The organism is Bacillus sp. WC2507 (assembly GCF_052656125.1).
This window is the reverse complement of record NZ_JBQXPN010000001.1, coordinates 4,421,013-4,439,892: the sequence shown is the minus strand read 5'-3', so window position 1 is coordinate 4,439,892 and position 18,880 is coordinate 4,421,013. Positions and strand designations below refer to the sequence as shown.

Sequence of the window (18,880 nt, the reverse complement as noted above, 5' to 3'; positions counted from 1 at the left end):
ACAAAGTATTATGAAATATAAAATTTATTTTTCTCTGATAATTTAGAAAAATATAAAAATAGTTATTATCGACACTTTAGCGAGGAAAAATAGTAATATGAAACGTTTACATGGATACATTTTTTAACAGAAAATTTTAATGAAATAGAAATATAAATATACAAAAAATATATTTGTGTGTATAATATGAATTATTAGAACATATATATATTTCTTTCTGTTTGAAAATGAAAGGGCTAACATTTTTTGGAGGGTGGAAGTATGAAAAAAAAGATACCAGTTTTTGTAGCGTCAACAGTAGCAATGAGCATGATGTTAGGGGCATGTAGCTATCAAAAAGATGAACCGCAAGCGAACGCAAAAGGGGATAGCGGGAAAAGCGGTGCGAAGCAAGTTATTAATCTAACAGAAGTGTCTGAAATTCCGACAATGGATACAACACTTGCCTCGGATGCTGCTTCTTCAAAAGTTATGAATAATACAATGGAAGGGCTATATCGACTTGGGAAAGGCGATAAGTTAGTTCCAGGTGTAGCGAAATCCCATACGAAATCTGAAGATGGTAAAAAATATACATTTAAATTGCGTGAAGACGCTAAATGGTCGAATGGTGATCCTGTAACAGCAAAAGATTTTGTATATGCATGGCAAAGAGCTGTTAACCCGGATACGGCAGCGAAATCAGGATATATTATGTTAGATGTGAAAAATGCAGAGAAAATTAATAAAAGAGAGCTATCACCGGATCAATTAGGTGTAAAAGCGATAGATGATTATACATTAGAAGTTGAATTGGATAATCCAGTTCCATATTTTCTTGATTTAACGGTGTATCCACTATTTTTCCCATTAAATGAGAAGTATATGAAAGAACAGGGAGAAAAATTTGGTTTGGAAGCAAATACAACGTTGTATAACGGTCCATTTGTATTAAATGAATGGAAGCATGAACAAAGTTTCCAACTAAAGAAAAATCCAGGTTATTGGGATCAAAAAGAAGTGAAATTAGAAGAAGTTAATTTTAATGTTGTAAAAGATACAGGAGCAGCTGTTAATTTATATAATACGAATGCGATTGACAGAGTTGGTTTATCAGCGGAATTAGTTGATAAGTATAAAGGGCAAAAAGATTTTAAAACAATTAATGATCCAACTGTGTTCTTCTTGCGTTTTAATCAAAAAAATCCAGCGTTAGCTAACAAAAATATTCGTAAGGCTATTTCTAGTGCATACGATCGAGATGGTATTGGTGAGGTTATTTTAAACAATGGTTCTAAGGGAGCTTATGGTTTAGTACCATCTGATTTTGTTAAGGGACCAGATAAGCAGGATTTCAGAAAAGAAAATGGAAAACTTTCAAAAGTAGATGTGAAGGAAGCTAAAAAATTCTGGGAAGCAGGAAAGAAAGAATTAGGTAAGGATAAAATAGAACTAGAATTTTTAAACTTTGATAATGAAGAATCTAAGAAAATTGGTGAGTATGTAAAGGGAGAATTAGAAAAGAATTTACCAGGTCTAACAGTAACGATTAAGATGCAACCATTTGCACAAAAATTAAAACTTGAAGATAGTGGACAGTTTGATATTTCATTTACTGGATGGGGGCCTGATTTCCCTGATGCAATCACATTCCTTGATATGTTTATAACAGATGGTTCACAAAATAAAATGAGTTATTCTAATGCCCAGTATGATGGCCTTATTAAAAAGGCAAAGCAAGAAGGTTCAGATGTAAAAGGACGTTGGAATGACCTGTTAAAAGCGGAAAAAATCTTATTTGAGGATGCAGCAATTGCACCAGTATTCCAACGCGGTAGATCTATATTAGAAAGAGAAACAATTAAAGATGTATATATCCACAAATATGGCGGCGAATTAAGCTTTAAGTGGGCATCTGTAGAAAAATAAAAAAAGTAGGCTGACCGCCTGCTTTTTTTAATACGTACGTTTCTTATAAATACCTTTTCCGCCAACTTGGTTCCAGCCGGATTGTACATCCAAGCTTTTATTAACAAACTTCATCTTTTCTTTTCCGCCAAAGAGTTTTTCACCAATGCTATTTGTAATGACACCAATCAATGCTGTTATTCCGATGATGAGGGCAGCAACAGTGACAAAATCAATAAAAAAAGCAATCATTTGCAAATTCCCCCTTTGCCTGTCTGTATTTTTATTGTATGAGATAAAAGATAAAAAAGAAAGAACTGTCAGAAAAATAATGGATTTATTTTAGAAATCGTATAGACATGAATGAGAATATTTGTTAAAATAAGAACAAATGTTCCTTTCAATTCTCACTTGTACAGTCTTACATTTCTTAATTGATTTATCAGGAAAAGGTAAGAAAACGTTCTCTTTTTCATAGGAAAGATTATGAGAAAATAACTATATATCATATGAGGAATCTATGAAAACTGAGTGTTAAAAGGGTTAAAGGTTATTGTTAAAGAACAGGTAATGTGAGTGTAATCTTGTTACATAGCAGTGGAATGCACGGAAGAGTTTTCTCAATTAGAAGGAAATTTACTGTATATTTCTTGCAAAATCTATTGTATAATGATTATAGAAGTTACTTATTAAAAGTAATTGTTGTTTGCTTAAAGTTGTTGCTTACATGAAATGCGATTTTTGCACTTTGTTTTAAGACAAGGTATCGCGAAAAATTGCTGAATTTAGAAATTTAAACTGTAATTAGTACAGAATTTGTACTCTTTAAGGAGAGTGAGCTTTGTATGGTAACATTATATAGTTCTCCAAGCTGTACGTCTTGTAGAAAGGCGAAATTATGGCTAGAGGAAAATCATATTCCTTATACAGAACGTAATATTTTCTCAGATCCATTAACGATTGAGGAAATTAAAGAGATTTTACGTATGACAGAAAGCGGAACGGATGAGATTATTTCTACTCGTTCAAAAGTTTTCCAAGAATTAAATGTAAACTTAGAGTCTTTACCACTTCAAGATTTATATAAGATGATTCGTGACTATCCAGGGATTTTACGTCGTCCAATTATGATTGACGAGAAACGCCTTCAAGTAGGTTACAATGAAGACGAAATCCGCCGTTTCTTACCACGTACAGTAAGAACGTTCCAATTACGTGAAGCACAGCGTCTTGTAAATTAATTATAATAATATGAAAACCTTCTACCTATTATATAGTAGAAGGTTTTTTTTAATGTTTCACATTTCGTAATCGAACTTGTTGAACGATAAAGCCGATACATAAAATGGTGAAAATAAACAAGTATGGAATGCTTGCAGTGAAACTTGGGTTGTTATGAAAAAAGGTTGCAAGTCTGTCTTCATGTGTGACCATTTTTCCTGCTGTATAGGAGAGAATCGCTGCCCCGCAATAAATGAGGAATGGAAAGCGTTCCATCAGTATTAAAATGAGTTTGCTGCCCCAAATAATAATCGGGATCGAAATGAGTAAGCCGATTATTACGAGTAAAAATCTTCCGTGAGCTGCCCCTGCAATGGCAATAACATTGTCAAATCCCATAACGAGATCCGCGAATACAATTGTACGCACAGCTTGAAATAAAGTTGTTTTTCCTTGAATAGAAGAAAGATCGTTGCTATTATCAGTTAGTAAATTTACTGCAATTAATGTAAGTAAAACGCCCCCGATAAGTTGCAGAAATGGAATATCGAGTAAATAGACAGCTAGTATAGTGAGGATAATTCTTAGTACGATTGCTAAAAGAGTACCAATTAAAATAGCTTTATTTCGTTTCGATTCAGGTAAATTTCGGCTAGCTAGTGCGATGACGATTGCGTTGTCACCACCTAGTACAACATCGATACCGACAATCATTAGTACAGATGTTAAAAACTCTAAGTCCATTCGTCTGCCTCCATTTATGATGTTTTAATAAGCGAACTATATGTATGTGGTGAAGAAAGAGACTAAGTAATCTTCTCTAATAAAAGTTTCACTTTATTACAGTGTACGGGGGAAGGGGGAAATGTATGTCCAAATTTTTTGTGAGTGAGAAATCGCTATAATGATATATTTGTGTAGATGGTCGAATAAAGATAGGTATATAACTATTTTTGTAAAATAAATCGATTTTATTTCCATTCTGGAGAATCTTATCATAAAATGAGAGTACAAGAATCTATTGATTTGTCATATGAGTGGGGAATCCCTTCATAACAATTCTAAGCAGGAAGGGAGAGTTGTATTTTGGATATTGAAAGAATTAATGACCATACGATGAAATTTTTTATTACGTACATTGATATAGAGGACAGAGGGTTTAATCGTGAGGAAATTTGGTATGACCGCGAACGAAGTGAAGAGCTCTTTTGGGAGATGATGGACGAAGCTCGTGATCATGATGACTTCTTTATTGATGGACCGTTATGGATTCAAGTGCAAGCAGTCGATAAAGGGATTGAAGTACTTGTAACGAAAGCAGAGCTTTCAAAGGATGGACAAAAGCTAGAACTACCAATAGGTGTAGATAAAATTATAGACATTCCTCTAGATGAAGGCATTGAATCATTATTCCAGCAAGAATTAGTGGAAGAGGTAGAAGAACAAGCAGGAACAAACTTTAACGAAGATGGTACGTTTGGCTTTTTAATTAAATTTAATGATTTTGAAGATGTCATTTCATTAAGCCACCGTCTGATCTTTGAAGATATAAAAGATGAGCTATATTCATTTGAGAACCGCTATTATGTATATGTGGAATTCGATGAAGTGCTACATGATGAAGAAGAAATTGATCGTATTTTAAGTATTGTTTTAGAATACGGAGAAGAATCAACTTTAACAATTCATCGTGTAAGTGAGTATGGGAAACAAATTGTGAAAGAGCATGCGCTTGAAACAATTCGCAATAATTTTCCTGCTAAAACGTAGGCCGATTTCTGTAGTATGAAATCGGCTTTTTATATGAAGAATAGGAAAGCTTTCTTAGTAAGGAGGTAAGAGATGAAAAATACGTTAAAGTTGATTTTCTTTGTTCTACTATTGTTCGCATTATTTGTTTCGTTACGTATGTTTATTGATGTAGCATTTTATTCGGATGTAATTGGGATAAAAGATGTTTCGATTTTAGGTATTATTAGTATTTTATTTACAGTATCTGCATTTTTAATTGGCTGCGTTATTTTCTTAGAGAACCGTCATCCGTCTAAAACACTTACATGGCTCATTGTGTTAGGTATTTTTCCGGTATTTGGATTTTTCGCTTATTTATTATTTGGACAGAATTTTCGGAGGAAGAGAATGTTCCAAAAGAAGGCGTTGCTCGATGAACAAGCATTTTTACAATATAAGGGGCATGAAGATTACGAAGAACGGATTTTGCGCAATCATAAACATCAAGAGCTGTTATTTCGTTTAGCGGACCGCTTAGGCGCTTTAAATATTTCATTTCAAACTGAAACGAGAACATTAACAAATGGAGATGAAACATTTCAAGCCATTTTAGATGGATTAAAACGAGCGAAACATCACATTCATATGGAATATTACATTGTACGTGATGATAAGCTTGGAACAGAAATTAAAGATATTTTAATACAAAAATCAAAAGAAGGCGTAGTCGTTCGTTTTTTATATGATGCGGTTGGAAGTTTTAAATTATCGAATTCGTATATTGAAGAATTGAATGATGCAGGAGTAGAAATGGTTCCATTTTTCCCTGTGCGCTTTCCGATTTTAAACGATAAGATTAATTATCGAAACCACCGAAAAATCGTTATTATTGATGGAAATGAAGGATTTGTAGGTGGATTAAATATTGGTGATGAATATTTAGGGAAAGATAAGTACTTCGGTTTTTGGCGAGACACGCATTTATATTTGCGTGGTGAAGCTGTACAAAGTTTACAGCTTATTTTCCTTCAAGATTGGTTTTATATGACTGGTGAGGCTGTGCTGGCCCCTGAATATTTACAAGCGAAAGCAGTTGAGGGTGATCATTGGGGAGGCGTGCAGCTCGTTGCAGGTGGACCGGATAATAAATGGGAAACAATTAAACATTTATATTTTGCCATGATTGCTTCTGCGCGGAAATCCATTTGGATTGCGACGCCGTATTTCATTCCGGATGATGATATTTTATCCGCATTAAAGGTAGCGGCACTTGCTGGTATTGATGTTCGTTTGCTAATGCCGAGTAAGCCTGATAAGCGCACTGTCTTTTACGCATCAAGATCGTACTTCCCAGAGCTTTTAGATGCAGGGGTAAAGATATATGAATACGAAAAAGGTTTTCTTCATAGTAAAGTTGTCATTGTTGATTCTGATTTAGCGTCAATTGGGACCGCTAATATGGATATGAGAAGTTTTCATTTGAACTTTGAAGTAAATGCCTTTTTATATGATACAGATAGCATTAGAAAACTTGTTCAAGATTTTAAAGAGGATATAGAAGAATCAAGTGAAATTCATGTCGATCGTTTTCATAAAAGGCGTCTTCATAGACGAATTGTTGAATCAACGTATCGGTTATTATCACCTTTATTATAAAAAGAGATGTCCGAAATTGGGACATCTCTTTTTTTAAAAGGAATTTGTAATAAATTGTAGAATATAAGGAGCTGAAAGGGTGTGATTACGATGTTTATCGCCGAAAGAGAAAACGGAGAAAAAATTCATCTACTCTATCATCATGATGAAGAACTTTTACACCGTATGCGTAAAACGGAAAGCTTCTTTTGTATAGCTTGCGGGAAGGAAGTGCAAATGAAATTAGGGAAACAAAAAAGTTGGCATTTTGCTCATAAGAAAGTGGATTCATGTTTAGCCTTTTATGAAGCGGAATCTATGTATCATATGCATGGTAAAGAATTGCTATATAGGTGGTTCAAACGTCAAAACTTTCATGTAGATATAGAGCATTATCTTCCGGAGATTCAACAAAGACCAGATATTTTCTTAGAGAGAATGGGCAAAAAAATTGCGATTGAATACCAATGCGCAAATCTCTCCATAGAGCAGCTGTACAAGCGAACCTATTCGTATTGGCGAGCTGGTATACAGGTTATTTGGATCATTGGTGGAAATCAATTGAAAAAGCACTCTGCATACTGGATGAAATTCTCCTCACTTCTGGCTTTCTCCTTACAGTCTTATCCTCAGCCACTTCTTATTTTCTTCTGTTCGAAACAAAAATCATTTATGAAATGCGCATTTGTTACTCCATTTTCTACAAATGTCTCTTTTTCACATACTATATATTTATCAACTGAAACGACTACTTTTGAAATGCTATTTTCCCCCATCTCTTTCCGAAAAGAAACATTAGGTGAGGAATGGAAAAAGCGAAAGAGCTACTTTCGGCAAAATGCTTTGCCTATTTGGAGTTATAATCATAAGTCACTATTACGCCTCTTATATCAATGTAAATGTACCCCAGCGAATTTTCCTTCTGAAATCGGTGTGCCGCTCCCGTCCTCATTTGCTTTTCAAACAAATCCGTTTGTATGGCAAGCTTTTCTATATATGAAGTGTATAGGTAAGTTTGTGGTAGGGGATTATATTTCCCTTCAATATGTGTGTAGTTATGTGAAAACGTATACGAAAAGGCGCATGCTCCCGTACTTTTCACAGCATATATGGAAAGTAGCAGTTACTGAATATATGACATTTTTATGTTATGCAGGTGTATTGCAGAAAGTAGGGACTTATAAGTACCGCAAAAAAAGGGGGATAGTTATGTTAAAAACAGAGGAGGAAATCATGAAATATGATGAAATTTGCTTAGCGTATGCCTTATCTTTATTTGAGGCAAAGTACAACATGAGAGAAGGAAAAAGGGATATAATAAAGACTGATCGTGAAGGAATTACATAAGAAAAATCGAATTGTATGTAAGTAGAGATATTTAAAGGAGGGCTTAAAGGATGTCTGAACAAAACACAAAAACATTACCAAATCGCAGTGAGATTGAAGAAGCAAACACATGGCGACTAGAGGATATTTTCCAAACAGATGCAGAATGGGAAAAGGAATTCCAAGCTATTAAAGAGCTATTACCGAAGTTAACTGAATTTAAAGGGAAACTTGGTGATTCTGCGAACAATTTACTTGAAGCATTGCAATATGAGGATGAAATTTCAATGCGATTAGGTAAGTTATATACATATGCACATATGCGTTACGATCAAGATACAACAAACTCTGTGTATCAAGCGTTAAATGACCGCGCGACAAATTTATATTCACAAGTATCTAGTAGCACAGCATATATTGTGCCTGAAATTTTATCGATTTCAGAAGATACACTGCAAACATTCTTGAAAGAAAATAGAGACTTAAGTGTATATGAACATGCATTAGAAGAAATTACGCGTCAACGCCCTCACGTATTATCTGAAGCGGAAGAGGCTCTATTAGCAGAAGCATCTGAAGTAATGAGTGCGTCAAGTAATACATTTGGTATGTTGAATAATGCGGATTTGAAATTTCCATCTATTAAAGATGAGGATGGAGAAGAAGTAGAAATTACACATGGTCGTTACACTCAGTTTTTAGAAAGTGATGATCGTCGTGTGCGCGAAGATGCATTCAAAGCTGTATATGAAACGTACGGAAAGTATAAGAACACATTTGCAAGTACGTTAAGCGGAGCTGTGAAGCGTAATAATTTCAATGCGCGTGTTCGTAAATATGATTCTGCACGTCAAGCGGCATTGAGTAATAATAATATTCCTGAAGCGGTGTATGATCAACTTGTTGAATCTGTAAATGATAATTTACACTTGCTACATCGTTACATTGATATTCGTAAGCGTGCACTAGGACTTGAGGAGCTTCATATGTATGATTTATATACACCACTTGTACCAGAAGTGAAAATGAACGTGAAGTATGAAGAAGCACAAGACATGTTATTAAAGTCTTTAAACGTACTTGGTGATGAGTATGTTGACATTTTAAAAGAAGCATATGAAAATCGCTGGGTAGATGTGTATGAGAATAAAGGAAAACGAAGCGGAGCATATTCATCTGGTGCATATGGAACAAATCCGTATATTTTAATGAACTGGCATGATAATGTAAATAATCTATTTACACTGGCTCATGAGTTCGGTCATTCCGTGCATAGTTACTATACAAGAAAGACGCAGCCGCACGTATACGGTGATTATTCAATCTTCGTTGCGGAAGTAGCATCAACTTGTAATGAAGCGCTTCTAAACGATTATTTATTAAAAACGACAGAAGATAAGAAAGAGCGTCTATACTTATTAAATCATTATTTAGAAGGATTCCGTGGTACTGTGTTCCGTCAAACGATGTTCGCAGAGTTTGAGCATATTATTCATAAGAAAGTACAAGAGGGACATGCGGTTACGCCAGACATGTTAACGGAGATCTACTATGATTTAAATAAGAAATATTTCGGTGATGCTTTAGTAATCGATGAAGAAATTGGCTTAGAGTGGTCTCGTATTCCGCACTTCTACTACAACTATTACGTATACCAATATGCAACAGGATTTAGTGCAGCAACGGCTCTATCTAAACAAATTTTAGAAGAAGGGCAACCAGCAGTAGAACGTTACATTAATGAGTTCTTAAAAGCGGGAAGCTCAGATTATCCAATTGAAGTGCTGAAAAAAGCTGGAGTAGATATGGCATCTCCAGAACCGGTAAAAGAAGCGCTACAGGTATTTGAAGAGAAATTAAATGAATTAGAAGCATTATTATTTGAAGAGAAGTAATAGAAAAGACGAGGGATTTACCTCGTCTTTTTGTTTACATGTTATTTTGTCGATATTTGTCGAAAAAACAAAGTGGGTTTCCTTCTTTTTTCTAAATTAGAAGGCAGTTTTGTAGTTAATTAAAATCCTTTAAATCGTTTTTTATGGTTGAAATAAGAGAGAGCGATGACAATGACTCCAAATAAAAGAGGAAAGGCAATAATTTTAGGAAAAGCTTGTAGTAGAGAGAGGATATACAAGAAAAAAGAAACGATGACAGCTAGAAAGATAAGTGAAATATACGTTTTTTTCATACAGAACACCTCCAAAATAGCTTTTTTATAGCTTATTCAGAAATGAAAACGTTTAGAATGTGACAAAAGTGTGAAATTCGACAAAAGGGGTTGTCATCTGACGTCGAATCTTGTAATATAATAAGCGTGAACGAATTCACATACAAACATATACCCCTTTGTTTGAACGTGAAAATTTCTCCCATCCCCTTTAATATTTTTATAAGCCGTAAAGAAGAAGACCTGGTGTTTACACCAGGTCTTTTTCTTTTGCTATCCATTTCCAATAACGCTCACATTTTACGTCAATCATTTGTACTTTTCGTTTCAGTTGTAATTTTTTTAGTTCACGCTCGATCTCTTGCTGCGAGCAGTCATATATAAATGCTACTTCTTTTGAAGATATAAATTGCGTTGCTTCTAGTAACACTTCTAAAGGTGGTAATGGTTCTGGCTCGATTTCACATTTTACAAGTTCTTTCAATAATTGTACGTATACGTCGTAGGAATAAGTTCCAGCGATTTTAATACCTTCTTCATCTGAATTCACATGAAAAAATACGAGAGAAGGTATTTCTGTAATATGCATCTCATTTGTGAATTTTAAGTCACATTGGAAAGCTTTTTTTGCGCTAGCGGAATGTAGGTCTTTTTTAAATTCTTCTACATCAATGTCGCTATCTCTTGCACATGCAAGTAATAATTCGCAGTCAGGGTTTGATACATTTTCAAGGAAAATGTATTCTTGGAGTTTTCGCAAAAACTTCGAACCTGCTTTTCGGCCCTGTAACTCCGCTGCCTTAATTGCCATAGAAACTAAATATGGTGTTGACGATGCCTCTTGCATATGTATCTTTCCATCACATGAAAAACCTTGTAAACTTGTTGTCTTTTCCCACACAAATCGAATATTAGCAGGTTTATTCCATTTGTGTGAGGAAGCGTTCGTTCCGTCCACTTTTCCTGTTACGATATGACGAATAGAGAAGTATTTCCCGTATTCAAGCCATAGTTTAATAATAAAGGGCTCAATTTCCCAGCAATCTTTACAAAGTGGATCAATAAATAAATATGCTTCTACAGACTTATGCTCACATGCGGAAGGAGATGGCATATTGATATGCTTTGCTTCCTGCTTATCCATTACACTTCACCTGTTTCGTTTGGAGTATTAACCATATGCTGAGCAGTTAATGCTAAACGTTCAAAAACGAACTCTCTTATATGACCGTGCACTCCTGTGTCATCCATTGCTTGCTCCATACATGATAGCCAAGCCTCTGCTCGTTTTGGGGTAATCTCAAACGGAAGATGGCGTGCTCTTAACATGGGATGACCATGTTCTTCAGTGTACAAATTAGGACCACCTAAATATTGTGTTAAAAATTGTTTCTGCTTCCTAGCGGTTTCTGTTAAATCATCCGGGAAGATGGGAGATAGGTCAGGGTGTTTACTGACATAGGAATAAAATGTGTCTACTAATATTGCAATGCATTGTTCACCGCCAATTGCTTCAAATGGTGTCATCGGTTGCTTGCTCATCCTTTATAAACTCCTTTTTCCATGAAATGTATATCTATTGTAGCAATGGAATGTTAGGGAGGGCAAATAAACAGCCTTCATAACATTCTTTGCTTATTCTATAAGTGTAAATGAATCTTTCACTTTTTTAAAAGTGAGATGTATCCACTAGTAGAACGTATTCACTAGTGGAATTTTCACTTTAGCGTGCTTTGTTTTGTTTGGCAAGGAAAAAGCGTTTTACTTTGTTATTTGTATGACGGATTGGTATGTTATGCTGCGTTAATAAATGAATAAATGCAGCTTTTCCTGTTTCTTCATCTTGCACTTCAAATTCAATTTCATAATCATCGTGATTGTAATAGAAACTATGATCAAAGACAAGCGTTCCGCCTTCAAATAATGTTTCAGCTCTTTCTGTTGTTAAACTACCCATATAAGTTAAAGTGGAAACAGGAATTTGTAATTTGTGTAGTTGATCTAGTACGGCCCCTTGAATGATTACGTTTGTTTCCATCATCTTTCTTGCTTCGTCTTCTGTTATGACTTGATGCGTCTCTAACAAGCCGACTTCTGCAGGTTGTTTCAATGTTAATGTATAAGTTTCCCCTTTATGACGAATACGAAGTGCAGAGCCAGCTTCTTTTAAAGAGAAATCCGGTGTTTCAAAGTAGTGATTCACTTGCTTCGTAAATACCTCAATAGAGAATGATTTACATAATGTATTGAATTCTTCTTCTGTAACAATATTTTTAAATTCAATTTCAATTTCTTGTGTCATTGTATGCGCGCTCCTTTTGAAAAATAATTCTTTACACATTATCGCTTTTTCGCAAATTTGGTTCAATGTTTTATTTGTTTGCGTCCATGTTATGATACAATAATACTGTTAAGTAAGACAGGAAGTTGAGATGGAGGAGTTAGAGCATGCAAAATAAAATTCAAGTTAAGAGCGTAGAAAAGAGAGAGAATGCTCTTATTTTTTGTGCGGAAAATAATGAGATAGAGGTAAAGGAGTTAAGTGCGCGTAATCATGTACTTGTAGACTCAGACAATTTATCATTTTTATATATCTTAGAAAACGAATCGTCTTTCATTTATGTAAGTATTCCGCACACATGCTGGGAAGCAATGCATGAAGCGATGAATAAAGATATGGCAATGTTCGTTCGCGTGAATGACGTTGAAATGGAATTAGAAAGTTTAAAAGAAGAAGTAGAATATTTAGTTGAAAATATTGAAGGTAATGCAAATTACGGAGAAGAACTAGTAACTGCTGTAGAAAAAGTATTTCTATAAGCAAATGGATTGATTTTGGTGGTGGTTGAAATGAATCGAAATTGGGAAGAATTTTTAGCACCTTACCATCAAGCGGTGGCAGAGCTGAAAGTGAAACTAAAAGGAATGCGCACTCAATTTGCAATGTTAACAGAGCATTCTCCAATTGAGTTTGTAACAGGAAGGGTAAAGTCGGTTGCCAGTATTATTGATAAAGCGGAGAAGAGAAATGTACCGCTAGACCGGCTCAGAGAAGATATGCAGGATATCGCGGGCCTTCGAATGATGTGTCAATTTGTTGATGAGATTAAGCCTGTGGTAGAATATCTTCGAAAACGAAATGACTTTGAAATCGTGGAAGAGCGTGATTATGTCACGCAAAAGAAAGACAGTGGCTATCGCTCTTATCACGTTGTCATTAGTTACCCTGTTCAAACGATTCAGGGAGAACAAAAAGTATTAGTAGAAATCCAAATACGCACACTAGCAATGAACTTTTGGGCAACAATTGAGCATTCTTTAAATTATAAATATAGTGGACGTTTTCCTGAAGATATTAAAATACGCTTGCAACGTGCAGCGGAAGCGGCATTTTTATTAGATGAAGAAATGTCTTCTATCCGTCTTGAAATTCAAGAAGCGCAGAAGGCTTTTTCAAGAAAGCAAGAAACGAAAGATTCCGAATCATAAACTAAAGGGTGTTGGGCGATGAAATTTACAATTATGTCAAAGGGAGATCAATCATCAGATACACTGGCAAGCACGATGAAAGAATACTTGCTAGATTTTGGATTTATAATGGATGAACAGGAACCCGATATTGTAATTTCTGTTGGGGGAGATGGAACGCTTTTATATGCGTTTCATCGTTATTACAATCGATTGGATGAAACAGCATTTGTTGGTGTACATACAGGGCATTTAGGTTTCTATGCAGATTGGTTACCGACAGAAGTAGAGAAATTAGTAATTGCAATTGCTAAAACACCATTCCAAGTGGTGGAATATCCGCTTTTAGAAGTGATTATTCGCTATGTGAATGGGAGTAAAGAGTCACAGTATTTGGCGATGAATGAAGCAACTGTAAAAAGCGCAGAAGGTACATTAGTAACAGAAGTGGAAATACGCGGAGAGTACTTTGAAACGTTCCGCGGGGATGGTCTATGTATTTCTACTCCTTCAGGAAGTACTGCGTATAATAAGGCGCTTGGCGGAGCGATTATTCACCCTTCTATTGAAGCGATTCAAATTGCAGAAATGGCATCCATTAATAACCGTGTGTTTCGTACTGTAGGTTCGCCACTCGTACTGCCGAAACATCATACATGTGTGTTGAAGCCGACTGCAGGAATGAACTTGCAAATTACGGTGGACCATTTAACAATGGTTCATCAAGATGTGAAATCAATTCAGTATCGCGTTGCAAATGAGAAAGTACGATTTGTTCGTTTCCGTCCATTCCCGTTCTGGAAACGAGTTCGTGACTCGTTTGTTGCAGATAAATAGAAAGGGTTTATATATTTGAACAGATTTACATTGAAATGGGATATAAAATTGGCTGAAGAGGGAACTTTAGTTAGAGAATTTTTAAAAACAAAAGGGATTTCTAAAGCCGCATTAACGGATATAAAGTTTCACGGCGGAGCTATTGAAGTAAATGGTCAACATGCGAGCGTTCGTCATCAGTTGCAAGCTGGTGAAGAATTGCGTGTCTTTTTTCCAGTGGAGGAAAGAAGTGAAGGGATGATTGCAGAAGATATCCCTTTGTGTATTGTCTATGAAGATGATGCGGTTCTTGTCATAAACAAAGAGGCGAACATGTCAACGATTCCGTCTAGAGAACATCCGGCAGGGAGTGTTGCTAATGCACTCTTATCTCATTATGATAAGCAGCATCTTGCAAGTACGGTGCACATTGTAACAAGGTTAGATCGTGATACTTCAGGGCTTATGCTTATTGCAAAAAATCGTTTCGTGCATCATCTTTTATCGAAACAGCATCAACAAAAAGCTGTGAAAAGGACATATGAAGCAATCGTTCATGGCGAGATGATAGAACGAGAAGGAACGATTGACGCACCGATTGGACGAAAATCGGATAGCATTATTGAGCGAACCGTTTGTGAGGATGGGCAGAGAGCAGTTACTCATTTTAGAGTGATTGATAGTGCCTATCATAAGACGCATGTATCACTTGAGCTTGAGACAGGCAGAACGCATCAAATCCGTGTACATATGGCGCATATAGGACATCCGTTGCTTGGCGATAACTTGTATGGTGGAAAAAGGGATGAAATGAAACGACAAGCACTTCACAGTATATCTTTGACGTTTTATCATCCTATTTTAGAGAAGGAAATGTCTTTCACTACAATCATTCCAAGCGATATGCAAGAGGTATTAAGACATACTTAAAAAGGGAACAAAATTCTTCTGTAATGAAGAATTTTGTTCCCTTTTTTTCTTAGCGGAATAATATTAAAATTTGGTTTTCACCTGTGCGCTTTATAACGAAAAATCCACTTTCGGATTTTGTAGCAATGCCATCGTTATTTGGACGACAATATCCATGCGTTTCGCAAGTGCCGTCATCACGTACTAACATTTGTCCAATTAATCCTACAGGAAGCCACTCGGTACGATCTTTTCTTGCTATATATTTGCAAGTTGGATCCCATTCGGTATTTAAAAGAGGTTGTATGTCTTGCGATTCCGTACTTACATATTGGCGTTTTCCAAAGCTATCTGTTTTGTAGCGCTTTTGCCAACTTAAAGCACCGCTATTTCCTATAAGAGCGGGGGTTGCACTAGATATACCTAAGATGAATGAATCGTTTGAAGTAGCGATTCGAATTTTTTCTTCGCTACTAAATGTAACGAAATAACCTACATCAATAAGTTTATTGTCTACTGTTTCAAACATTTGTGCAAAATCAGTTCCGCTTGCATTGTAAGAAGCGCCATCAATGTACATTTCTCCATTATGAGCAAGCCACTTTGCACCGATATTATGATCGGTTTCATTTGTGCCGTTTGCAATAAACCAAGAATAAGATTCTTCTGCTGTGCCGAAGCGTCCCATAATATGGCTACCTGCAAAATGAGCTGTTGATGTATGATTACCTTCCGCATGAGAAGAGAATCCGTTAGCGATAGTCGCGGTTCCTTCTGCATGTGCTGCTTCGCCTAAAGCGATCGTATGTTTACCTTCCGCATGAGAATAAGAGCCGCCTGCTGTCGTTTCACTTCCTTCACTATGGGAACTATGTCCAGTGGCTTTTGTTTTTGATCCTTCTGCATGAGAGAAAGAAGCTTTTGCGTGTGTCAAGAAGCCTTCTGCATGTGTTGCTATGCCTTCAGCATGAGAGTGAAGCCCCTCTGCATATGCATATCGACTGCCCTTTTTTACTTTTGTATTTTCAGATGTAGGAGTCTCAATTATGAGTGGTTTTTCTATCTGTATATCATTCGATGAAGCTAATGCTTCTTTTATTTTTTTTACTTGATTTATTATAGTAGCTGGAATTTCTGGTTCCGCTTTTTTATTTATTGCTACAGGAATGTTTTCTTCCTCATTTTTCTCTGTTTGCTCGGAAAGCATTATATGTTCTGTGTGAGTAGAGAGAGGTTTGTTTTTTTGCTGCATCTTTGTTTTTCTATTATCGATTATGCGGCTCATTACAGCATTTTCTAAAGAGACATATTTTGGTCTAGTTTTGTTTTTGGGGGATGCCTCTTGTCCTTCCAGTTCTTCTAAAGCTGCAGCTCGAATGCTGCACCAGTTGTTAATTCCGTACATGGGCAGATAAAAAGGCGGGCATTTTCTTTTTTGTTTAGAAGATTTTTTCTTCATTCTGTCACCTCCTGCGACAGTATATGCGGTGTAATTAAAAAAAGATGCACTTTATTGCATCTTTTTTTAATTACTTCACCCAGTTTTTATATGAGATCCGCCTAAATGATGCGGTAATCCCTCGTAATTTATGAATGGTACCTAAATAAGGAGAGTTATGAAATTGGGCGAAATTTCTCAGGGACAAAAGGCAGGGAGGAAGGGACGGAAACAGTCTCCATTTCAGGATAACGTAATCCAGTTAAACTGCCACCAAATACAGCGCCAGTGTCAATGTTGACTGTATGCTTTACAAAGCGAGGTTCTTTTACGGGTGTATGTCCATATACAATCCAAGCTGTTCCTGCATAGTCCTTTGCCCAGTCATGACGGACAGGTGAGCCGTCAGCATGTTTTTCTCCTGTAATATCGCCATATAATACAAAGGTTTGTACTTTTTTATCTTGTCTTCCTATGTAATCTTGCCGAATTCCGGCATGACATACAAGTAACCTTTTCTCATCGAGTACGTGATATAAAGGGGATTGCTCGTAAAGTGTGATGAATTTTTCTTTTATCATGTTTTGTTTATGAGAAGGTAATGCTTCATATTCGGCAACAGTTGTTTCGAGTCCATGAGCGATTGTCACATTACGCCCAAGGAAAAATCGGTATAGTTTATTACAGTGATTTCCCGGAGCGTAATAAGCTAATTTTTTATTTATAACAAGTTCCCATACAATTTCAATCATACGTAGTGAATGAGGGCCACGGTCTGTAATATCACCAACAAATGCAAGCTTACGTCGATTGGGATGAATCGGTAGACCGCTATTCCAGTTATATCCGAGTTTCGTCGTTAAATTTTGAAATTCTTGGAAGCATCCATGAATATCCCCTATAATGTCATATTTCATATTTAAACCTCCATCATATTTTTCATTAGTATATCTAAAAAAGGATAGAGATAAAAATATACCGTTTTTATGCTTCATTTGAACATAAAGATTTTCGTTCTGGAGCGAACGTTTAAAACAAATCCAATTGCTATCATGTATGTGAGTAAGGAACTTCCTCCGTAGCTCATAAGGGGTAATGTGATTCCTGTAATAGGTAGTAATCCGATGGTCATCCCGATATTTTGAAATACTTGAAAAGTAAACATTCCGATTGTACCAGCGCAGATGTAACTACCGAAAGGGTCATTACTTTCTAAAGCGATATGAATCATGCGGAAAATAAGTAGGAAAAAAAGTGAAATGATGACACTTGCGCCTAAAAAGCCAAATTGCTCAGCGACATTGGTGAAAATAAAATCTGTATGTGGTTCTGGAAAGTATATTTGTCCATTTTCCCAACCTTTTCCTTGCATTTCCCCTGATCCAGTAGCTAAGAAAGCTTGTCTTAATTGATAGCCTTGCGCATCATACTTGTATGGCGCTAACCAGCCGTAGAAGCGATTTAGTTGATATTCTTGTAAAATGTGTGCTTTAAAGAATTTTGCATGCGTGAAAAAAATATAAGTTAATGTAACGCCAACTGCAAAAATACCGGAAACTAATCCGAAAATAAAGCGCCAACGTATACCAGAAACTAGTATCATTGCTGCGAGCATAGCTGAAATTACCATTGTGTTTCCTAAATCAGGTTCCTTTGCAATAAGTAGTAGTGGTGGCAAACTTGTTGCGAATATTTTTCCGAGTAATAAAAAATCGTCGTGTATTGTTCGGAAAAAATATTTCTCATTGTGATTTGCTATAATTCGTCCGGTGACGATAATTAAAAACAATTTCATAATTTCAGAAGGTTGGAAATTTCCGATGCCTGGAAGCCTGTACCAAGCGGTAGCACCTTTTATTGTAACGGCACCTGGTACTTGAAGTTCTAGTCCAATAAGTAGTACCAATGCAAAGCTATATAAATACCAAGCAATTTTTTGATAACGATCGAAATCAATAATCATAATCATGCCAATGGCTATAAATCCAATGAAGTACCATTGGATTTGCTTTAATACAAAATTTACATTTTGCAAAAATGGTGGTAAAGAGGCTTGTGCACTTGCAATTGCAAAGCAACTAACAGTCCCAATGGCAAATAAGATGAATAGTAATACGTAGTCTATTTGATATTGAGAATTTGGATCTTTCAATGTATGTATTCCTTTCTATCGCCTAGTAAGTATATGGATCATGTCATGATAAAAATAATATACAAGCAGACTATGCATACATTTATTCCACTATTTGTGGGAAGTCATACATCACGAGGAAGGAATAGTT

19 protein-coding genes are annotated in these 18,880 nt (G+C 35.9%); 10 read left to right on the top strand and 9 right to left on the bottom strand.

What is annotated here, in order from left to right:
- The first annotated feature begins 261 nt into the window (after nt 1-261).
- On the top strand, nt 262-1,908 hold the full coding sequence (locus ACUN28_RS23425; protein WP_000727246.1) for a peptide ABC transporter substrate-binding protein: 1,647 nt from the start codon (nt 262-264) through the stop codon (nt 1,906-1,908).
- Nucleotides 1,909-1,935: 27 nt separating this feature from the next.
- On the opposite strand, the gene ACUN28_RS23420 is transcribed toward ACUN28_RS23425, so the two are convergent.
- Nucleotides 1,936-2,139: a hypothetical protein gene (locus tag ACUN28_RS23420; protein WP_000559978.1), complete on the bottom strand. Its 204-nt coding sequence runs from the start codon at nt 2,137-2,139 to the stop codon at nt 1,936-1,938.
- A 593-nt stretch (nt 2,140-2,732) separates the two neighbouring features.
- Here ACUN28_RS23420 and spx point away from each other — a divergent pair.
- Nucleotides 2,733-3,128 carry a transcriptional regulator Spx gene (gene spx, locus ACUN28_RS23415; RefSeq protein ID WP_000258267.1) on the top strand — a complete coding sequence of 132 codons (396 nt, stop codon included), beginning with the start codon at nt 2,733-2,735 and terminating at the stop codon, nt 3,126-3,128.
- Between the two features lie 49 nt (nt 3,129-3,177).
- On the opposite strand, the gene ACUN28_RS23410 is transcribed toward spx, so the two are convergent.
- Nucleotides 3,178-3,852: a TerC family protein gene (locus tag ACUN28_RS23410; RefSeq protein WP_016088892.1), complete on the bottom strand. Its 675-nt coding sequence runs from the start codon at nt 3,850-3,852 to the stop codon at nt 3,178-3,180.
- A 342-nt stretch (nt 3,853-4,194) separates the two neighbouring features.
- On the opposite strand from ACUN28_RS23410, the gene mecA reads away from it, so the two are divergent.
- The 4 genes from mecA (at nt 4,195) to pepF (ending at nt 9,695) form a co-directional block, all read left to right on the top strand.
- Complete coding sequence (gene mecA / locus ACUN28_RS23405; protein WP_000350711.1) at nt 4,195-4,878, top strand: adaptor protein MecA; 684 nt, start codon at nt 4,195-4,197, stop codon at nt 4,876-4,878.
- Between the two features lie 72 nt (nt 4,879-4,950).
- Nucleotides 4,951-6,495, top strand: a complete 1,545-nt coding sequence (locus tag ACUN28_RS23400) for a cardiolipin synthase (RefSeq protein ID WP_016088891.1) — start codon at nt 4,951-4,953, stop codon at nt 6,493-6,495.
- 81 nt (nt 6,496-6,576) lie between these two features.
- Nucleotides 6,577-7,821, top strand: a complete 1,245-nt coding sequence (locus ACUN28_RS23395) for a competence protein CoiA (RefSeq protein ID WP_016088890.1) — start codon at nt 6,577-6,579, stop codon at nt 7,819-7,821.
- A gap of 50 nt (nt 7,822-7,871) precedes the next feature.
- On the top strand, nt 7,872-9,695 hold the full coding sequence (pepF, locus tag ACUN28_RS23390; protein ID WP_016088889.1) for an oligoendopeptidase F: 1,824 nt from the start codon (nt 7,872-7,874) through the stop codon (nt 9,693-9,695).
- 119 nt (nt 9,696-9,814) lie between these two features.
- Here pepF and ACUN28_RS23385 read toward each other — a convergent pair whose 3' ends face one another.
- From ACUN28_RS23385 to ACUN28_RS23370, 4 genes are all read right to left on the bottom strand, one after another.
- Nucleotides 9,815-9,988: a hypothetical protein gene (locus tag ACUN28_RS23385; protein WP_016088888.1), complete on the bottom strand. Its 174-nt coding sequence runs from the start codon at nt 9,986-9,988 to the stop codon at nt 9,815-9,817.
- Between the two features lie 229 nt (nt 9,989-10,217).
- Nucleotides 10,218-11,111 carry a ClpXP adapter SpxH family protein gene (locus ACUN28_RS23380; RefSeq protein WP_016088887.1) on the bottom strand — a complete coding sequence of 298 codons (894 nt, stop codon included), beginning with the start codon at nt 11,109-11,111 and terminating at the stop codon, nt 10,218-10,220.
- The gene (locus tag ACUN28_RS23375) at nt 11,111-11,509 is read right to left on the bottom strand and encodes a globin domain-containing protein (RefSeq protein ID WP_000043382.1); all 399 of its coding nucleotides are present in this window, start codon (nt 11,507-11,509) and stop codon (nt 11,111-11,113) included. The genes ACUN28_RS23380 and ACUN28_RS23375 overlap by 1 nt, the downstream gene beginning before the upstream one ends.
- Before the next feature lie 181 nt (nt 11,510-11,690).
- Nucleotides 11,691-12,269: a CYTH domain-containing protein gene (locus tag ACUN28_RS23370; RefSeq protein ID WP_016088886.1), complete on the bottom strand. Its 579-nt coding sequence runs from the start codon at nt 12,267-12,269 to the stop codon at nt 11,691-11,693.
- A gap of 146 nt (nt 12,270-12,415) precedes the next feature.
- Between ACUN28_RS23370 and ACUN28_RS23365 the strand changes: the two genes are divergently transcribed.
- The 4 genes from ACUN28_RS23365 to ACUN28_RS23350 are packed head-to-tail and all read left to right on the top strand — an operon-like array spanning nt 12,416 to nt 15,181.
- Nucleotides 12,416-12,787 (top strand): UPF0738 family protein, encoded by a 372-nt coding sequence (locus ACUN28_RS23365; RefSeq protein ID WP_016088885.1) that lies wholly within the window; start codon nt 12,416-12,418, stop codon nt 12,785-12,787.
- 30 nt (nt 12,788-12,817) lie between these two features.
- Complete coding sequence (locus ACUN28_RS23360) at nt 12,818-13,456, top strand: GTP pyrophosphokinase (protein ID WP_001081482.1); 639 nt, start codon at nt 12,818-12,820, stop codon at nt 13,454-13,456.
- 18 nt (nt 13,457-13,474) lie between these two features.
- Nucleotides 13,475-14,272: an NAD kinase gene (locus ACUN28_RS23355; protein WP_016088884.1), complete on the top strand. Its 798-nt coding sequence runs from the start codon at nt 13,475-13,477 to the stop codon at nt 14,270-14,272.
- 15 nt (nt 14,273-14,287) lie between these two features.
- Nucleotides 14,288-15,181, top strand: a complete 894-nt coding sequence (locus ACUN28_RS23350; RefSeq protein WP_016088883.1) for an RluA family pseudouridine synthase — start codon at nt 14,288-14,290, stop codon at nt 15,179-15,181.
- A gap of 49 nt (nt 15,182-15,230) precedes the next feature.
- Here ACUN28_RS23350 and ACUN28_RS23345 read toward each other — a convergent pair whose 3' ends face one another.
- The 3 genes from ACUN28_RS23345 to ACUN28_RS23335 form a co-directional block, all read right to left on the bottom strand.
- Nucleotides 15,231-16,619, bottom strand: coding sequence for a peptidase G2 autoproteolytic cleavage domain-containing protein (locus ACUN28_RS23345; protein WP_016088882.1), 1,389 nt, complete (start codon nt 16,617-16,619; stop codon nt 15,231-15,233).
- A 155-nt stretch (nt 16,620-16,774) separates the two neighbouring features.
- The gene (prpE, locus tag ACUN28_RS23340; protein ID WP_016088881.1) at nt 16,775-17,515 is read right to left on the bottom strand and encodes a bis(5'-nucleosyl)-tetraphosphatase PrpE; all 741 of its coding nucleotides are present in this window, start codon (nt 17,513-17,515) and stop codon (nt 16,775-16,777) included.
- Between the two features lie 74 nt (nt 17,516-17,589).
- Nucleotides 17,590-18,750, bottom strand: coding sequence for an FtsW/RodA/SpoVE family cell cycle protein (locus tag ACUN28_RS23335; protein WP_016088880.1), 1,161 nt, complete (start codon nt 18,748-18,750; stop codon nt 17,590-17,592).
- Nucleotides 18,751-18,880: the final 130 nt, after the last annotated feature.

What these genes read in the sequence shown, in the direction of transcription:
- ACUN28_RS23425 (WP_000727246.1), top strand. Translation starts at nt 262, where the DNA reads ATGAAAAAAAAGATACCAGTTTTTGTAGCGTCAACAGTAGCAATGAGC.
- ACUN28_RS23420 (WP_000559978.1), bottom strand. Translation starts at nt 2,139, where the DNA reads ATGATTGCTTTTTTTATTGATTTTGTCACTGTTGCTGCCCTCATCATC.
- spx (WP_000258267.1), top strand. Translation starts at nt 2,733, where the DNA reads ATGGTAACATTATATAGTTCTCCAAGCTGTACGTCTTGTAGAAAGGCG.
- ACUN28_RS23410 (WP_016088892.1), bottom strand. Translation starts at nt 3,852, where the DNA reads ATGGACTTAGAGTTTTTAACATCTGTACTAATGATTGTCGGTATCGAT.
- ACUN28_RS23400 (WP_016088891.1), top strand. Translation starts at nt 4,951, where the DNA reads ATGAAAAATACGTTAAAGTTGATTTTCTTTGTTCTACTATTGTTCGCA.
- pepF (WP_016088889.1), top strand. Translation starts at nt 7,872, where the DNA reads ATGTCTGAACAAAACACAAAAACATTACCAAATCGCAGTGAGATTGAA.
- ACUN28_RS23385 (WP_016088888.1), bottom strand. Translation starts at nt 9,988, where the DNA reads ATGAAAAAAACGTATATTTCACTTATCTTTCTAGCTGTCATCGTTTCT.
- ACUN28_RS23380 (WP_016088887.1), bottom strand. Translation starts at nt 11,111, where the DNA reads ATGGATAAGCAGGAAGCAAAGCATATCAATATGCCATCTCCTTCCGCA.
- ACUN28_RS23375 (WP_000043382.1), bottom strand. Translation starts at nt 11,509, where the DNA reads ATGAGCAAGCAACCGATGACACCATTTGAAGCAATTGGCGGTGAACAA.
- ACUN28_RS23370 (WP_016088886.1), bottom strand. Translation starts at nt 12,269, where the DNA reads ATGACACAAGAAATTGAAATTGAATTTAAAAATATTGTTACAGAAGAA.
- ACUN28_RS23365 (WP_016088885.1), top strand. Translation starts at nt 12,416, where the DNA reads ATGCAAAATAAAATTCAAGTTAAGAGCGTAGAAAAGAGAGAGAATGCT.
- ACUN28_RS23360 (WP_001081482.1), top strand. Translation starts at nt 12,818, where the DNA reads ATGAATCGAAATTGGGAAGAATTTTTAGCACCTTACCATCAAGCGGTG.
- ACUN28_RS23355 (WP_016088884.1), top strand. Translation starts at nt 13,475, where the DNA reads ATGAAATTTACAATTATGTCAAAGGGAGATCAATCATCAGATACACTG.
- ACUN28_RS23345 (WP_016088882.1), bottom strand. Translation starts at nt 16,619, where the DNA reads ATGAAGAAAAAATCTTCTAAACAAAAAAGAAAATGCCCGCCTTTTTAT.
- prpE (WP_016088881.1), bottom strand. Translation starts at nt 17,515, where the DNA reads ATGAAATATGACATTATAGGGGATATTCATGGATGCTTCCAAGAATTT.